Source organism: Rhizobium sp. 0TCS1.26, from assembly GCF_050455525.1.
In the GTDB taxonomy this organism is placed as follows: domain Bacteria; phylum Pseudomonadota; class Alphaproteobacteria; order Rhizobiales; family Rhizobiaceae; genus Neorhizobium.
On record NZ_JBCIYV010000002.1, the window covers coordinates 919995 to 934794 of the forward strand.

Here is a 14800-nt window from a genome sequence, read left to right on the forward strand (position 1 = left end):
TTATGAGACATGCAAGGCGACGACGGCCCGAGGAGCTTGAGGTGGTGGCATTGGAGGCAATGGCGGACGGTCTGGAACGCGAACTTTCTGCCTGCGCCGGTGGCGACCGGCAGGCGCTGAAGCGGATCTTCGATCGCGAGGCGGGCCGTCTGGTCGCGATCGCCGAGCGCATCGTCAAGCGCCGCGACCTAGCCGAAGAGGTGGTTCAAGAAGCCTTCATCGCCATCTGGACCAAGGCACACCAGTACGCGCCCGACCGTGGTTCGGCGCGCGGCTGGATCCACGCCATTGTCCGCAATCGGGCGCTCAACCTCCTGCGGGACGCAAAGCGCGAGGATCTCGTCGACACCGAGCGGCTGGACGCAATGCGCGACGCCGACCAGATCGAGCACGTGCTCTCCGCATTCGCCGCACTCGATCGCAACAGCCGCCTGCGAACCTGCCTGCAGACGCTGGACGACACCCGCCGCAAGGGCATCCTGATGGCCTATGTCGGCGGCTACAGCCACGGCGAGATCGCCGGCCGCCTCCGCCTGCCGCTGGGCACGGCGAAAAGCTGGATCCGTCGCGGCCTCGCCTCGCTTCGGGAGTGCATGGCATGACGTTTGAAGATCTTCCCGCCATCGCCGACGACTACGTTCTGGGGCTGCTGGACGAGGCCGAAACCGCAGAAGTCGAGGCCGAACTGCAGCGCAACGCGGCGCTGAGCCGGGCAGTCGCGGCCGCCCGCGAACGTTTTCTGCCGCTCGACATGACGGCGACCCCCACTGACTTTCCGGCCGATCTGTGGGCGCGCATCGAGGCGCAACTCCCTGGACAGCAGCCAATGGATGTTGTGACGGCTCCTGCGGCAGAGGTTGCCCGACCGGATGCTGCTGCGGCCAACGACAACCGCGTCTGGCGCTGGCGTGCCGGAGCGTTTGCCGGACTTGCGGCGAGCCTGATCCTGGCGGCGGGGCTGACCTTCAGCGTGACCCGCACGGTCGAGCCGCTGGTGGTGGCGGTGCTCGTCAACGAGGCGGGCGATGTGCAGGCCGTGGTCGAGGATTTCGGCTCGGAACGGGCGGTGATCCGACTGCTCAACGACGTCAGCGTACCGGACGACCGGACGATGCAGGTCTGGACGCTGCCGTCGCGCGACATGGGGCCGGTGTCGATCGGCCTCCTTGATGAGCGGCGGTCGGCGCGTCTCGATCCGCCGCCGCTGCCGCTGCCGCAGGACGCGCAGCTCTACGAGATCACGCTGGAGCCGAAGGGCGGTTCGCCGACGGGACGCCCGACGGGACCGATCCTCGCCAAGGGGCTGGCCAAGCTGACGCGGTAGGAGCGGTGGGATTATCCGATCAGGCTGTCGAACCGTACCGAATAGATGCGGTCGCGGCCGAGCAGATGGGCGATCAGCGCGGAGCGGTCGAACAGGCCGTGCATCGCCTTGTGCTTCAGGTCCAGCCCGCCGCTCAGCACGCCGCAGGCCGGCATGACCATGCGGCTGCCATCCGTCGCGAAGCAGGGGCGCCGGACGTATTTGCCGCGCCGGCCAACGGTTGCCGAAGGATGAAGGTGTCCGGCAATCTCGCCGCGGCCGGCAACCAGGCTCGGCTCGTGCCGGAAGACCAGGCCACCATAGACCAGCTCGTCGACCGACTGGCCGGGCAGATCGACCGTGCCGTCCGGATCGTGGTTGCCGTTGATCCAGATCCAGTCGCGGCCGCGCGCCAGGCCGTTGATCATCTGCCGGAACGCCTCGGGCATCAGCGCCGATCCGCGACGGTCGTGAAAATTGTCGCCGAGCGAAACGACCACCTTCGGATCGTAACGGAGGATGACGGCGGACAGGATGTTGAGGGTGGCCAGCGTATCGTAAGGCGGCAGCATCATGCCGCGACGGGCGAAGGCGGAGCCTTTTTCCAGATGCAGATCCGACACCACCAGGACGTCGTGATCGGGCAGGTACAGCGCGCCCAGCGGATCGCACAGGGCGGCGACGCCGTTGACGGCGATCTCTGCAGCGGTTGCGGGGCTGGCCATTTCTGCGGCGGAAAACGCCAGTCTCTGATTCATCATCGTCGTCATCTGTGTGTGGCAGGGCCGGCGCTTGCCGCCCCGCGATGTGTCGAGCACCGCTCGCCTCGCCGTCTATTGCTGCTCGCCGTCTAATGCTGGCCTTCGCCCATCGCCTCGGCGATCAGTTCGTCGGCGGCTTCCTGCAGCACCGCATCCTGTGCTTCGCCGGGAACCGTTTCCCGGCCGATCTCCAGCATGATCGGTACCGCAAGCGGCGATACGCGCTCCAGATCCCGGTGGGTGATGTGCCCCTTGATTCGCGCCAGCATATCGCCAAGCCGGCCGATATCCAAAAGACCAGTTGCCGCATCCCTGCGCGTCGCCTCCAGGAGCACGTGGTCCGGCTCGTGGCTGCGCAGCACGTCGTAGATGAGATCGGTCGAGACCGTCACCTGCCGGCCGGTCTTTTCCTTTCCCGGATGACGGCGCTCGATCAAACCGGAAATCACGGCGCAATTGCGGAAGGTGCGCTTCAGCAGATAACTTTCCGCCAGCCACTCCTCCAGATCGTCGCCGAGCATGTCTTCGTTGAAGAGGTCGGAGAGGCTGAGCCGTCGGTCGGCGACCATGCCGCCCATGTCGTTCATGCTGTAGACGGCCAGCGAATAGTCGGTGGCGACGAAGCCGAGCGGCCGCGCACCGGCGCGCTCCAGCCGGCGGGTCAGAAGCATGCCCAGCGTCTGGTGGGCCAGCCGGCCCTCGAAGCAGTAGGCGATCATGAAGAACCGCTTGCCGCGCGGAAAGGTCTCGATCAGCAGCTCGTCGCGCTTGGGGATCATCGAACGCTCCCGCTGGATCGCCAGCCAGTCGCGCACCTGGTCCGGCAGGACATGCCAGCGGTCGGGGTCGGCAAGCATGCTGCGCACCTGATCGGCGAGATAGGTGGTGAGCGGAAACTTGGCCCCGGCATAGGTCGGGATCATCGGATCGGTGGAATAGGTGTTGGAGACGAAGCATTCGTTCTCGCGGATGGCTTCGAACCGCAGCACCTTGCCGGCAAACAGAAAGGTATCGCCCGGCACCAGCTGTTCGAGGAACTGTTCCTCGACCTTGCCGAGCGACATGCCGCCGCGGCCAAGGCCACCCTTGGCATTGCGCTTCACCAGCCGCACGTTGAGCTCCGTCGCCTCGACGATGGTGCCGAGGTTCAGCCGGTACTGCTGCGCCACCTGCTGGTTGGAGACCCGCCAACGGCCCTCCGCCGTCTTGCGGATCTTGGCATAGCGCTCGTAGGCGCGCAGCGCATAGCCGCCGGTCGCGACGAAATCGACGATGCGCTCGAACATCTCCCAGCTTAGATCCGCATAGGGCGAGGCGCTGGTGATCTCGTCAAACAGCTCCAGCGGATCGAAGGGCTCGGCGCAGGCCATGCCGAGCACGTGCTGGGCCAGAACGTCGAGCGCCCCCTCGCCTACCGGCGGCGTATCCTGCGCGCCGAGATAGTTGGCATCGAGTGCTGCCTGGCATTCCATCACCTCGAAGCGATTGCCGGGAACAAGGATCGCCTTGGACGGCTCGTCCATGCGGTGGTTCGCACGGCCGATGCGCTGGGCGAGACGCGAGGCGCCCTTCGGTGCACCGATATGGAGAACGAGGTCGATATCGCCCCAGTCGATGCCCATGTCGAGCGTCGAGGTGGCAACGACGGCGCGCAGCCGGTTGTCGGCCATCGCCGCCTCGACCTTGCGCCGCTGACCGGCATCGAGCGATCCGTGGTGAAGGGCGATGGCGAGGTTGTCGTCGTTGATCGTCCACAGCGCCTGGAACAGGAATTCGGCCTGGAAGCGGGTGTTGACGAAGATCAGCGTCGTGGCGTGCTTCTTGATCTCGCGATAGACGTCGGCGATGGCATAGGCCGACACGTGGCCACCCCAGGGAATGCGACGCTCGGTCTCAAGGATGCTGATGTGGGGCGGCGCGCCTCCCGTCACATGCACGAGCCCGGCCGGCGGCGCCGGCTCCTCCGCCTCGCCGGCCTTTTGCGGAACAAGCCACCGCTGCAGGTCCATCGGATCGGCAACCGTCGCCGACAGGCCGATCGTCTGCATGCCGGGCGCGTGGCGGCGCAGGCGCGCAAGGCCGAGCGACAGAAGATGGCCGCGCTTGGAGGTGACCAGCGAATGCAGTTCGTCGAGCACGACGTATTTCAGGTCCTTGAAGAACCGCTCCGCCTCCTTGTTGCCCAGCAGCAGCGCCACCTGTTCGGGCGTCGTCAGCAGAATGTCGGGCGGGTTGAGCTTCTGGCGCTGGCGCTTGGCTTGAGGCGTATCGCCGGTGCGGTTCTCGACCGTGACGGACAGCCCCATCTCGCTCACCGGCTTCATCAGGTTGCGCTCGATATCGACGGTCAGCGCCTTCAAGGGCGAGATGTAGAGCGTGTGGATGCCGGTAAAGGCGGAGCCCGGCGGGATCTTGCCGCGGCGCACGAGGCTGGTGAGGGACGGTAAAAAGCCCGCCAGCGTCTTGCCGGCGCCGGTCGGTGCGATCAGCAGCATGTTTTCGCCGGCATTCACCCGGGCCAGCAGTTCCAGCTGGTGGGGACGCGGCTGCCAGCCCTTTTCGCCGAACCATTTCGTGAATGGCCGGGGAAGAAGAGCTAGGTCAAAGGTCGGGCGCTCAGTGAGGGTTTTGTCCACGCCTCATAAGGTAAGGGCTTGGACGGGAAAGAGAAGCCGGGGAGAAGCGAAATGTGGGATGGGGGGCCGATCTGCTCCCGCCAGCCCAAGCCAGGTTCACTGATCCTTGGCTCTGCGATCGAGCTATCCGGCCCCAATGACCGGTTCCGACCCTTGTAGGTCATTCCGAGGGGATTCCTGAAAGCTGAATTTCGCCGCCTCATTGGGATGCCGGCTACGCGCGCGTTCGTGCAGCTCAGTCAGGTTGCTGCTCGATTTTGTGTGAAATGTCTTTCACTTGAAAGAGCCGACACCACCCAACTTCAAAATCATCGATATTGAAAATCGCGACATTGTAGCCCTCCTCCCCGAACGCGCTTTTGTAAGCCACGCCGTCGTAACCAAGGGAGCGGAACAATTCCGCGAGGATCTGTGTCGGAGCGTACTCCGCCGCGTCGTCGGACCTATCTGCCGGAGCTGAAAATGCTCGATCAATATCCGACCAAACGGCTTTCTCCATTTCCTCACGCCCTGGCTCTTTGAAGTATATTATGTGCTTTCTGGCGAGAACGCTGCAGTCGATCAGTCTCAGTTCGCGCAAGCATTTCATACTGGCGACCGTCACGTAGGCGCCGATGGCAGGCCTGACCTCCGATACCGCCGTCGCGTCGTCTGTCGCCATATAGAGACACGGTATTCCGCGAGGGTTCACGCGTCCGTCGCCGGCCCGGTAACGCAGCGGGATCATGCGGGCCTGGTTGGCCGCGCACTTGATGTCGTCGATGTGGATTTCTTCACCGTCGTCGCTGGTTTGATACATCGGTCTCCAGTCATGTGCCACTTGGGCTCGCCTCAATCCCGCGCCTACGTTGACGATTCTCTCTCGGGCATGACAGGTCGCCGCGACGGCTTGCAGAAATGCTTCGGTCTCCGGAGACCGAATGAAACGACGTGACTTCACGACCTCGCGTCGGAAGTGATGGTAATCAGAATGCGTTTTAAAAGTCGGAGGCGAGTTCTCTTCCGTCACGAACGTGGTCCCCAAATTCGACAATCATTAGGTCAATGAAGCACGCACCTGTCAAAGCCGGATTTCGCCATCATCTGTGAAGACAGAGCGGACTGCCCCACCACCGTGATCCTCGGGCCCTTGACCCGAGGATCCATGCGGGGCGCACCAATCTCAACCGTTGCGGCTCGGAACTGTGGATCCTCGGGCAAAGCCCGAGGATGACGTCGCGGGTGTGGCCCTGCCCGCGCCCTTCCCTCACCGCACGACGATGTAGCGGTCGGAGCGGTGGTTGATGGCGAGGAACAGGTTGAGGATGACGGCGCCGATGATTGACCAGAGGACGATGACCGGATCGAGCACGAAGAAGGCGCAGGCCATGACGCAGGCGTCGAAGGCAAGCTGGATCAGCCCCGCCTGAATGCCGAAGCGCTCCTGGATGTAGATGGCTAGGATGCCGACGCCGCCGAGGCTCGCCCGGTGCCTGTAGAGCGCCAGGAGCCCGTAGCCGAGCAGCAGGCCGCCCATCAGCGCGCCCCAGAACGGGTGCAGGTAGTCGATGATGAGAAACCGCGATTCCATCTCGGTGATGACAGAGACAAGGCCGATGGCGATGAAGGTCTTGGCCGAGAAGGCGATGCCGAGCCGCTTGAACGACAGGTAGTAGAAGGGCAGGTTGACGAGGAAGAACAGCAGGCCGAACGAGATGTTGAAGGCGTAGTGGACGAGGAAGGCAACGCCCGCCGTGCCGCCGGTCAGGAGGCCGACGCGGTTCAGCAGGTAGAAACCGAGAGCCGAAACCAGTGCACCGGTGAGCAGGCCCTGGCTGTCCTCCAGCAGCGTGTGCTGGGATGGATCGGTGCTGTATAGACCGAGCGTCTTCTTCTGCGGCACGGACTGTCTTCCCCTGTTTTCACGCGATTGTGCACTGCGTGAGGACCGGCTTTCAAGAGCCGCTCAGAGGCGTCGGGCAAAAGGCAAGAAAGCGTCGATTCAGCCCGCAAGGCGGGCAAGAAACAGAATGCCGAACACCGGCTTTCCGGCATCCATGCGAATGTCCGTCCGCTGCGTTTCCTGCGTCTCGAAGCCGAACGTCGCCAGACGCTCGCGCACATATCGTTCCGAATGCGCGTAACGCAGCGAACCCTGCAGGCGGAAACCGATCTCGACGTCGCCGGCATCCTCGACGGAGAAGGCGAACAGGCCGCCTGGCGACAGCAGGTCGCGGGCAAGCGCGAAGGGCGCATCAAGGCTCCCGAGATACATCAGGACGTCAGCCGCCGAGACGAGATCCGCGCGGCCGCGCGGCAGATCCTCGCCGAACAGGCCTGATGCGTCTGCCGGCTCCGACAGGTCGGCCTGCGCCAGGCGATGGTAGATCCGCTTCTCCTCGGCCTTGGCAAGCATGTTGGCCGACAGGTCGAAACCTTCCAGGCGGGCGGTGGCGGACGCCACCTCGGCACCGAAAAGACCGGTGCCGCAGCCGAGATCGACGGTCAGGCGGAAGGGCGCCAGCGGCTGCACAAGCGCAAACAGCTTCTGCGGCACGGTGTAGTTGAGCTTTTCGACGAGGGCCGTCTCGAAGCGATCGGCATAGTCGTCGAACAGACCTTCGACATAGGCCGACGGCGGATGCTCCGGGGTCGGCGCGGCACCGAGCAATGCAAGCTTCAACGGCGCGCCGAACAGACCGGTCGTGTCCAGCCGCGCCACCGTTTCGAAGGCCTCGATGGCTCCCTCCGTCAGCCCGGCCTTGTCGCGCGCCTCGCCGAGCATGACCCAGCCGGCCGTCCATCCGGGCACCAGCTCCAGCGCCTGCTCGAAGAGTTCTGCGGCAGCCGCAAAATCGCCGGCCTCCGACAGCATGCGCGCGTAATCGGCGCGGCGGTCGGCGATGGCGTCACCGGAGGAGAACTGGGTGGTGATCATTGAAGTCTGGTTCCAGCGATGCGCGCTTCTCGCCGAAGCCACAAAAAAACTCAAGTTCTATCGGAGCAAGCGGCACGTTTGCTTGCGGGACTGTCGCCCAGGACCTATCTCAGGCGCGCAAGGCAACCGAACAAGGGGCACGCATGGCCGACATGAGCAGATTCCTGGGCGACAGCCCGGCACGCACGATCGTCAAGCTGATCGTCGTGTCGCTGATCGTCGGCTTTGTGATGGCGATGTTCGACGTGCGCCCCTTCGACATCTTCTACGGCATCCGCGATTTCGCCCAGGATCTCTGGCACCGGGGCTTCAACGCTCTGGGTGCCGTCGGAGATTACCTGTTGCTCGGCGCGACGATCGTCATCCCCGCCTTCATCCTCCTGCGCATTGTGAACTATCGACGCTGATGACACTGAACTCCCGTATTGAAGCCCGGCGCGGCTTCCTCCTCCTGTCCGGTGGCGCCCTGCTGGCGCTTGCCGGATGTTCGACGATGCGTGCACCCGTCTCGCTTGCCGGGGCGACCGACGAGACCCGTGGCGCCCTGCCGCTGGTCAACGCGCTGCGGGCAAGACAAGGCCTTTCGGCGCTGTCTTCGAGCGGGCCGACCGGACGCGCGGCTGCCGAACAGGCGGTCCGGATGGCCAAGGCCGGCGAGATGAAGCACCTGATCGGCCTTGGCGACAGTTTTGGCGACCGCATGAAACGCAGCAGCGTGCCACTTCCGGCGGCGGAAAACATCGCCAGCGGCCAGGCAAGTATCGGCGCCGCCGTTCAGGCCTGGATCGATTCCCGCAAGCACCTGGAAAACATGCTTGGTGACTACCGGTCGGTTGGCGTCGCGGTGGCGCGCTCGCCCTCGACAGGCCGCTCCTATTGGGCAATGGTCCTGTCGGCCTGAGCCGGTTCGACATGACGACACCCCTCGGGCGAGTTCCGGGGAGACGTGCATGCAAGAGGCCAAGGGCGACAATCCGTACGCGTTCGAGGTGACGCATCGGCTGGTGCTGTCGATCGCCGTGCCTATGACGCTCGGCTATCTGACGACGCCGTTGCTGGGCCTGACTGATACCGCGGTCGTCGGGCAGCTCGGCGATCCGGCGGCGCTGGCGGGCCTGGCGATCGGCGCCATCCTCTTCGACCTTCTCTACGGCAGCCTCAGTTTTCTGAGGACGTCTACCACGGGCCTCGTGGCGCAGGCGTTCGGCCGTCGGGATCTCTTCGAACAGCAGGCAGTGCTTCTGCGGGCGCTGCTGGGTGCGCTTGGACTCGGGGCGCTGATGCTGCTTCTGGCACCGGTGATCTGGCGCTACGCGCCGGGGCTGATGAGCGAGGACCCCGCTGTGATCGTGGCAACCCGCAGCTATTTTGCCATCCGCGTCCTCACCAGTCCGGCGACCTTCGCCAACTTCGTCATCCTCGGCTTCGTGCTTGGGCGGGGCGAAGGCATGCTCGGCCTGAAGCTGCAGATCCTGCTGAACGGCACCAACATCCTGTTCACCCTCCTCTTCGGCCTCTGGCTGGGCTGGGGCATCCCCGGCGTCGCCATCGGCACCGCGATCGCCGAGGTGGTGGCGATGCTCGCCGGACTGACGATCATCTTCCGCCGGCTGCGCGGCGTCACGCGACCGGGCCGCGCGGCGCTCTTCGACCGGCAGCAACTCTCACGACTGTTCCGGCTGAACGGCGACATCCTCATCCGCTCGCTGGTGCTCAACACCGCCTTTGCCCTGATGACGCGGCTTGGATCCAGTGCCGGCGCGGTGACGCTTGCCGCCAATGCCGTGCTGATGAACATCTTCCTGCTAGTGTCGTTCTTTCTCGATGGGCTTGCCGGCGCCGCGGAGCAACTGTCCGGCCGCGCCGTCGGCGCATCGCACCTGCCGAGCTTTCGGCGGGCACTGTGGCTGACCGGCGGCTGGTCGATCGCGCTCGGCCTCGTGCTCGCCGGCCTGTTCCTCGCCATCGGCACGCCGCTGATTGCGCTCCTGAGCACGTCCGAAGACGTCCGACGGATGGCTGGGATCTATCTGCCCTGGGCGGCTGCGACCGGGGTCACCGGCGCGCTCGCCTTCCATATGGACGGGATCTTCATCGGCGCGACCTGGTCGCGCGAGATGCGCAACATGATGCTGGCATCGCTTGCCTGCTACTGCGTCGCACTCGCTCTCCTGGTGCCATCTTTCGGCAATCACGGTCTATGGGCCAGCCTCAACCTGTTTCTGCTGATGCGGGGCGTGTTTCTGGTGTGCAACCTGCCGCGCAAGAGACGCGACAGCTTCGCGAGCACCATTCCCTAGATCCCGGGCGCAACGGCCCATATCGCCAGACGCAGCGCCAAAGCGCCGGCCAGAAGGCCACCGATCGTCAGACCGGGGAGGCTCAGATGTTCTTTCAGCATGAGAGTAACCTCATCGAATGTTACCTGATGTAACATATGGTGAGGACTATGGCAAAATGAGAGAAGAGCGACGCAACTTCTCGTGATCCGGGATGGCGATCCGCACCTCGTTTCCGCCAGACGCCCAGCAGCCGGAGTTTAAAGCGCTTCGGCGGCCCAACGCTCGGTCTCGATGCCGCGTAGGTCGCTGATCGACGCGACGCCCAGCCGATCGAGGCTGCGCGCCAGGCCTTTGACGATCTCGCCCGGCAGGCCCGGCCCGCCATAGACCATCGAGGAATACAGCTGCACCAGATCGGCGCCGGCTCGGATTTTTTCCAGTGCCGTTTCCGCCGATGAGATGCCGCCGACACCGATGATCGGCAGGGCGGTGCCGATGCGCTTGCGCATGCGTGCGAGAACGGCCGTCGAGCGGCGGAAGAGCGGCTTGCCGGAGAGGCCGCCCGCTTCGTTTGCCTGCTGCCGGTCGGTGAGCCCGTCGCGCGCCAGCGTGGTGTTGGAGACGATCAGTCCGTCCAGGCGATGCGAGAGGATCTCGGCGGCGATGTCGTCCATGCCTTCCTCAGTCAGGTCCGGAGCGATCTTCAGGAAGACCGGCACGCCGCGGCCGTGACGCAGAGCTTCTTCGTCGCGCGCGCCAAGCGTGGCAGACAGCAGTGCGGCCAGGCTGTCGCGGGCCTGCAGGTCGCGCAGGCCCGGCGTGTTGGGCGAGGAGATGTTGACGGTGAAGTAGCTCGCGAGCCCGGCAAAACGGCGGATTCCGGCGACATAGTCGCCGATGCGGTCGACAGTGTCCTTGTTGGCGCCGATGTTGACGCCGACGATACCCTCGCCCCGCGGCGCGCTCAGACGCCGTAGCGCCGCCTCATGCCCCTCATTGTTGAAGCCGAGCCGGTTGATGACGGCCTCATCCTCGACAAGCCGGAAGATGCGCGGGCGCGGATTGCCGGCCTGCGGCTTCGGCGTCAGGGTGCCGACTTCGGTAAAACCGAAGCCGAGCCTCAGGATCGCCTGGGGCACCTCGGCATTCTTGTCGTAGCCGGCGGCCAGCCCCAGGGGATTGGGAAAGCGCAGACCGGCGACTGTGACGGCCAGCCGCGGGTCGGGGCGCATCCGGCAAGCGGGCACTAGACCCGATTTCAAGGCGGCGATCGAGGCCCCATGCGCAGTTTCCGGCTCGAGCATGAACAGCGCGCGGCGGGCGATATCGAACACGGGCATCAGAGTGTCTCCGGAAACTGGTGGACGCCGTCGGCGCCGAGCGGCAGGGGATTTTCCCAGATCACTGCATCAAGGTTCAGCGGTCCATAGAGATGCGGGAAGAGATCGCCACCCCGCGACGGTTCGAAAACCAGGGCCTCGCCGAGCCGGCCGGCATCGATCGCGACCAGCAGCAGGTCGGCCTGGCCGGCAAAATGACGGGCGGCAGTCTCGCGCAGCTGGGATGCCGTGGAGAAATGCAGGAAGCCATCGGCGATATCCACCGCTGCGCCGAGAAAAACACCGGCGTTCCGGGCCTGTTGCCACAGTTCTTCCGGCACGATCTTGTATATAGTTCCGCTCATCCTCAGCTTCCGGTCTCGTGGAGATGAGGAGGCTTTGCCGCAAAGTGGTCCGGTTGTCCATGCCGGAGCCGGCGGACGAGCGCAGTTCGCCGGTCGAACAGGAGGTATGGTCATGACGCATGCAGGCTTGGCAATGATTGCCGCTCTGATCCTTTCAGCGATCCCCGCAATGGCCCAGACGCCACCCGCGCCAACGGCCGACAACCGCTATCGTCTGGAAAAGACCGAGACGGGCTTCGTACGGCTGGACCAGCAGACGGGCGCGGTGAGCTTCTGCCGCGAGGAAGCCGGCGGGCTGACCTGCCGGATGGCAGCCGACGAGCGGATGGCCTTCGAACAGGAGCTCGACATGCTCGCCAGGCGGGTCGAGGCGCTGGAGAAGAAGGCGGATGCTTCCGTAAGCAGGCCTGCCGGTCCGCCAAGCGAAGCCGAGATCGAACAGTCGCTTTCGATCATGGAGCGCTTCATGCGTCGCTTCATGGGTCTTATCGAAGAATTCCGTGAAGAAGACCGCCCGGTACCCGACCGTACGTGAGGCGCGGTTGCAGCCGCTAAACTTAGGCTTGTCTCGAACAGTCGCGAGGATTAAGACTAACGGCGGGTAGGACGCGGACTATGCTCTTGGGAGGGGGTGTGGACATGCAAGCGATCACGATCATCATTGCCGACGATCATCCGCTGTTCCGCGGCGCACTGCGCCAGGCGGTCAACGACATCTCGACGCGGACGGAGATCATCGAGGCAGGCACATTCGAGGATGCCCGCCGGGCAGCCGGCGCCTGCTTGGAGGCCGATCTGATCCTGCTCGATCTGGCGATGCCCGGCGTCAGCGGCTTTTCCGGCCTGATGTCGCTGCGCGCCGAATTCGCCAACCTGCCGATCGTCATCGTCTCGGCGAGCGATGATACGTCCACCGTGCGCCGGGCGCTCGATCTTGGTGCGTCCGGCTTCATCTCCAAGTCCTCCGGCCTCAACGAGATCCGCAGCGCCATCGAGACGGTGCTGGAGGGTGGCCTCTGGGTGCCCGCCTGCGTCGAACGGGAAGGCCAGGAGGATCCGGTGGTTCTGGAGCTGATGGGACGGCTGAAAACGCTGACGCCGCAGCAGAGCCGCGTCCTGTCGATGCTGGCGGAAGGCCTGCTGAACAAGCAGATCGCCTATGAGCTCGGCGTTTCGGAGGCGACCATCAAGGCGCATGTTTCGGCCATCCTGCTGAAGCTGGACGTCGACAGCCGCACGCAGGCGGTCATCAAATTGGGCAAGGTGAATATGGCCATGGTCGCCTGATCACGGCCAAGAGGATTTTATTCCTTTTTTTCTTTACTCCAGCTGTGTGTTTCAGTACAGCTACACCACAATCCGCTACAATCGGATGCCACTTCTGAAGCCTTTGAAGGCCTTCCGCCTGCCTGCTTTCGAGCGGGCGCACGACGTTGGAAAGAGGATCGCCCCGACAAGCGTTGCCCTTCGATGGGCGGCGGCGGGACGCCGGAGCAAGTATCCTGATGTTGTCGCACGAGACGATCTGGAAGGCGATCGATACGCTGGCGGAACGCCACCAACTGACCGCGTCCGGTCTCGCCCGCCGCGCCGGTCTCGATCCCACGTCGTTCAACAAATCCAAACGCCTCGGCCCCGACGGGCGGCTGCGCTGGCCATCGACGGAATCGATCGCCAAGGTGCTGGAGGCGACGGGCGCGACGATGGACCAGTTCGTCGGCTACCTGCCGCAGGCGGTTCGCGCCAATGGCGATGCCCGCACTAAGCGGGACGATACGACGACCGGCCTGCCCGACGGCATCTTCCCGCCACAGTCGAGCGCCATCCCGCTGCTCGGCTTTGCCCAGGCCGGCGCCGGCGGCTTTTTCGACGATGGCGGCTTTCCGGCCGGCCAGGGCTGGGACGTGGTGGATTTTCCGATTGCGGCATCCCGCAAGGCCGGTGTCTACGCGCTGGAAGTCCAGGGTGAATCGATGCTGCCGCTCTACCGCGACGGCGACCGGCTGATCGTCGAACCGGGGGCGCAGATCCGCCGCGGCGACAGGGTGGTGGTGAAGACCCGCGATGGCGAGGTGATGGCCAAGGTCCTGCTGCGCCAGAGTGCCCGCAGCATTGAGCTGACCTCGCTCAATCCCGACCATCCGAACCGTGTCTTCGACCGGACCGAGGTGGAGTGGATGGCGCGGATCATCTGGGCGAGCCAGTAGGCCGCACCTGCCGGGGTCTCAGTAGAAGCCGTTGGGGAAATAGCGCAGGTAGATCTCCTGCAGGCGGCCCTTTTGCGCCAGCTGCGCCAGTGCGTGATCGACTGCCGCGACCAGTTGCGGCGCATTCGGGCGCAGCATGATCGTCAGCCCCTCGCCGAGAAAGCGCTCCGACAGGTAAGGCCCGTCGAACAGCGCGCAACAGGCCTCCGACGCGGCGCTCGCCGTCCAGAAAGGCAGCCTCAGGCCGTCGGAAAAGACGGCATCCACCTCGTTCGCCTTCAACGCCTGCAGCAGGGCGTCCTGATTGTCGAAGCCGACCCGACGGAGGCTGGGGAAGAACGCCTGCAACATGGCATCATGCGCCGTTCCAGCCACCACGCCAACCGGCCGACCGGCGAGCACTGTCGCCGCATTTCCCTTGGCGTCCACCTTCAGGTTGCGGGCGAAGCGGCCAGGAATGGTGATGTATGGCCTCGAAAAGGCGAACCGTTCGCGCAGCGCCGGCGTCACTGCGATACCGGCTGCGACCGCCTCGCCATCGCCATTGGCCAGCGCCGACTGGAGCGTGTCGAAGGGCATGGCCTGGATCTGGCACTTGGGGCCGATCGCCAGCTCGTCGCAGATTTCCCGCATCAGATCGACATGGAAGCCGGACAGCCGACCGCTTTGATCGACAAAGCTAAACGGCGGAAAATCGACCGTCGTCAGCACACGGAAGCGCACGAGCGTTGAAAGATCCGGCTTTGCCAGGCGCTCGTTCGGATCCGCCAGGATCGGCATCTCAGCGCCGCCCTGAGCACCGCCGTTCGACGCCGGCAACTCGGCTGCGGAAGCGCTGGCGACGCTGATCGGCAGCAGGACCGCCACAACCGCAAGGAAGTGTCGACAAGACCCGTACATTTTGAGGGATGAAACCATTGCGTGTATGTATATGATCCGGTGTGGAGCAGGCCGTGGGGCGCCAGCTCGACATGGTGTACCAGTTTGACGGATGTAGGGGAATATCCGCC

At 64.6% G+C, this 14800-nt stretch carries 16 protein-coding genes; 8 read left to right on the plus strand and 8 right to left on the minus strand.

Features of this window, described 5'->3' with window-relative positions:
* Positions 1–59 precede the first annotated feature (59 nt).
* On the plus strand, positions 60–602 hold the full coding sequence (locus tag AAIH46_RS11645; RefSeq protein WP_430306549.1) for a sigma-70 family RNA polymerase sigma factor: 543 nt from the start codon (positions 60–62) through the stop codon (positions 600–602).
* On the plus strand, positions 599–1324 hold the full coding sequence (locus tag AAIH46_RS11650) for an anti-sigma factor (protein WP_430306020.1): 726 nt from the start codon (positions 599–601) through the stop codon (positions 1322–1324). The genes AAIH46_RS11645 and AAIH46_RS11650 overlap by 4 nt, the downstream gene beginning before the upstream one ends.
* A gap of 11 nt (positions 1325–1335) precedes the next feature.
* On the opposite strand, the gene pdeM is transcribed toward AAIH46_RS11650, so the two are convergent.
* The 5 genes from pdeM to AAIH46_RS11675 form a co-directional block, all read right to left on the minus strand.
* Positions 1336–2064: a ligase-associated DNA damage response endonuclease PdeM gene (pdeM, locus tag AAIH46_RS11655; RefSeq protein ID WP_430306021.1), complete on the minus strand. Its 729-nt coding sequence runs from the start codon at positions 2062–2064 to the stop codon at positions 1336–1338.
* An 89-nt stretch (positions 2065–2153) separates the two neighbouring features.
* Positions 2154–4700: a ligase-associated DNA damage response DEXH box helicase gene (locus AAIH46_RS11660; protein ID WP_430306022.1), complete on the minus strand. Its 2547-nt coding sequence runs from the start codon at positions 4698–4700 to the stop codon at positions 2154–2156.
* Positions 4701–4935: 235 nt separating this feature from the next.
* Positions 4936–5499, minus strand: coding sequence for an RES family NAD+ phosphorylase (locus AAIH46_RS11665; protein WP_430306023.1), 564 nt, complete (start codon positions 5497–5499; stop codon positions 4936–4938).
* Positions 5500–5946: 447 nt separating this feature from the next.
* Complete coding sequence (locus tag AAIH46_RS11670) at positions 5947–6582, minus strand: YitT family protein (protein ID WP_430306024.1); 636 nt, start codon at positions 6580–6582, stop codon at positions 5947–5949.
* Between the two features lie 99 nt (positions 6583–6681).
* On the minus strand, positions 6682–7617 hold the full coding sequence (locus AAIH46_RS11675; RefSeq protein WP_430306025.1) for a methyltransferase: 936 nt from the start codon (positions 7615–7617) through the stop codon (positions 6682–6684).
* A 152-nt stretch (positions 7618–7769) separates the two neighbouring features.
* Between AAIH46_RS11675 and AAIH46_RS11680 the strand changes: the two genes are divergently transcribed.
* The 3 genes from AAIH46_RS11680 to AAIH46_RS11690 are packed head-to-tail and all read left to right on the plus strand — an operon-like array spanning position 7770 to position 9917.
* Complete coding sequence (locus AAIH46_RS11680; protein ID WP_430306026.1) at positions 7770–8024, plus strand: DUF6460 domain-containing protein; 255 nt, start codon at positions 7770–7772, stop codon at positions 8022–8024.
* Entirely contained in the window at positions 8024–8518 is a 495-nt protein-coding gene (locus AAIH46_RS11685; protein ID WP_430306027.1) for a CAP domain-containing protein, read from the plus strand. The genes AAIH46_RS11680 and AAIH46_RS11685 overlap by 1 nt, the downstream gene beginning before the upstream one ends.
* A gap of 49 nt (positions 8519–8567) precedes the next feature.
* The gene (locus AAIH46_RS11690; protein ID WP_430306028.1) at positions 8568–9917 is read left to right on the plus strand and encodes an MATE family efflux transporter; all 1350 of its coding nucleotides are present in this window, start codon (positions 8568–8570) and stop codon (positions 9915–9917) included.
* 239 nt (positions 9918–10156) lie between these two features.
* Here the strand turns inward: AAIH46_RS11690 and AAIH46_RS11695 are convergent, their stop codons facing one another.
* Positions 10157–11239 carry a quinone-dependent dihydroorotate dehydrogenase gene (locus AAIH46_RS11695; RefSeq protein WP_430306029.1) on the minus strand — a complete coding sequence of 361 codons (1083 nt, stop codon included), beginning with the start codon at positions 11237–11239 and terminating at the stop codon, positions 10157–10159.
* Entirely contained in the window at positions 11239–11583 is a 345-nt protein-coding gene (locus AAIH46_RS11700; protein ID WP_430306030.1) for a DUF952 domain-containing protein, read from the minus strand. Before AAIH46_RS11700 ends, AAIH46_RS11695 begins: the two co-directional genes overlap by 1 nt.
* Positions 11584–11695: 112 nt before the next feature.
* On the opposite strand from AAIH46_RS11700, the gene AAIH46_RS11705 reads away from it, so the two are divergent.
* The 3 genes from AAIH46_RS11705 to AAIH46_RS11715 all read left to right on the plus strand — a co-directional run bounded on the left by AAIH46_RS11705 (position 11696) and on the right by AAIH46_RS11715 (position 13790).
* The gene (locus AAIH46_RS11705; RefSeq protein WP_430306031.1) at positions 11696–12118 is read left to right on the plus strand and encodes a hypothetical protein; all 423 of its coding nucleotides are present in this window, start codon (positions 11696–11698) and stop codon (positions 12116–12118) included.
* A gap of 104 nt (positions 12119–12222) precedes the next feature.
* Positions 12223–12870 carry a response regulator gene (locus tag AAIH46_RS11710; protein WP_430306032.1) on the plus strand — a complete coding sequence of 216 codons (648 nt, stop codon included), beginning with the start codon at positions 12223–12225 and terminating at the stop codon, positions 12868–12870.
* Between the two features lie 218 nt (positions 12871–13088).
* Complete coding sequence (locus tag AAIH46_RS11715; RefSeq protein ID WP_430306033.1) at positions 13089–13790, plus strand: S24 family peptidase; 702 nt, start codon at positions 13089–13091, stop codon at positions 13788–13790.
* Between the two features lie 18 nt (positions 13791–13808).
* Here AAIH46_RS11715 and AAIH46_RS11720 read toward each other — a convergent pair whose 3' ends face one another.
* Positions 13809–14708, minus strand: coding sequence for a transporter substrate-binding domain-containing protein (locus tag AAIH46_RS11720; protein WP_430306034.1), 900 nt, complete (start codon positions 14706–14708; stop codon positions 13809–13811).
* Positions 14709–14800 lie beyond the last annotated feature (92 nt).

Excerpts from the sequence above, each read along its gene's own strand:
- AAIH46_RS11700 (WP_430306030.1), bottom strand. The coding sequence starts at position 11,583 with ATGAGCGGAACTATATACAAGATCGTGCCGGAAGAACTGTGGCAACAG.
- pdeM (WP_430306021.1), bottom strand. The coding sequence starts at position 2,064 with ATGATGAATCAGAGACTGGCGTTTTCCGCCGCAGAAATGGCCAGCCCC.
- AAIH46_RS11665 (WP_430306023.1), bottom strand. The coding sequence starts at position 5,499 with ATGTATCAAACCAGCGACGACGGTGAAGAAATCCACATCGACGACATC.
- AAIH46_RS11650 (WP_430306020.1), top strand. The coding sequence starts at position 599 with ATGACGTTTGAAGATCTTCCCGCCATCGCCGACGACTACGTTCTGGGG.
- AAIH46_RS11720 (WP_430306034.1), bottom strand. The coding sequence starts at position 14,708 with ATGGTTTCATCCCTCAAAATGTACGGGTCTTGTCGACACTTCCTTGCG.
- AAIH46_RS11705 (WP_430306031.1), top strand. The coding sequence starts at position 11,696 with ATGACGCATGCAGGCTTGGCAATGATTGCCGCTCTGATCCTTTCAGCG.
- AAIH46_RS11690 (WP_430306028.1), top strand. The coding sequence starts at position 8,568 with ATGCAAGAGGCCAAGGGCGACAATCCGTACGCGTTCGAGGTGACGCAT.
- AAIH46_RS11695 (WP_430306029.1), bottom strand. The coding sequence starts at position 11,239 with ATGCCCGTGTTCGATATCGCCCGCCGCGCGCTGTTCATGCTCGAGCCG.
- AAIH46_RS11675 (WP_430306025.1), bottom strand. The coding sequence starts at position 7,617 with ATGATCACCACCCAGTTCTCCTCCGGTGACGCCATCGCCGACCGCCGC.
- AAIH46_RS11680 (WP_430306026.1), top strand. The coding sequence starts at position 7,770 with ATGAGCAGATTCCTGGGCGACAGCCCGGCACGCACGATCGTCAAGCTG.
- AAIH46_RS11685 (WP_430306027.1), top strand. The coding sequence starts at position 8,024 with ATGACACTGAACTCCCGTATTGAAGCCCGGCGCGGCTTCCTCCTCCTG.
- AAIH46_RS11645 (WP_430306549.1), top strand. The coding sequence starts at position 60 with ATGGCGGACGGTCTGGAACGCGAACTTTCTGCCTGCGCCGGTGGCGAC.
- AAIH46_RS11715 (WP_430306033.1), top strand. The coding sequence starts at position 13,089 with ATGTTGTCGCACGAGACGATCTGGAAGGCGATCGATACGCTGGCGGAA.
- AAIH46_RS11710 (WP_430306032.1), top strand. The coding sequence starts at position 12,223 with ATGCAAGCGATCACGATCATCATTGCCGACGATCATCCGCTGTTCCGC.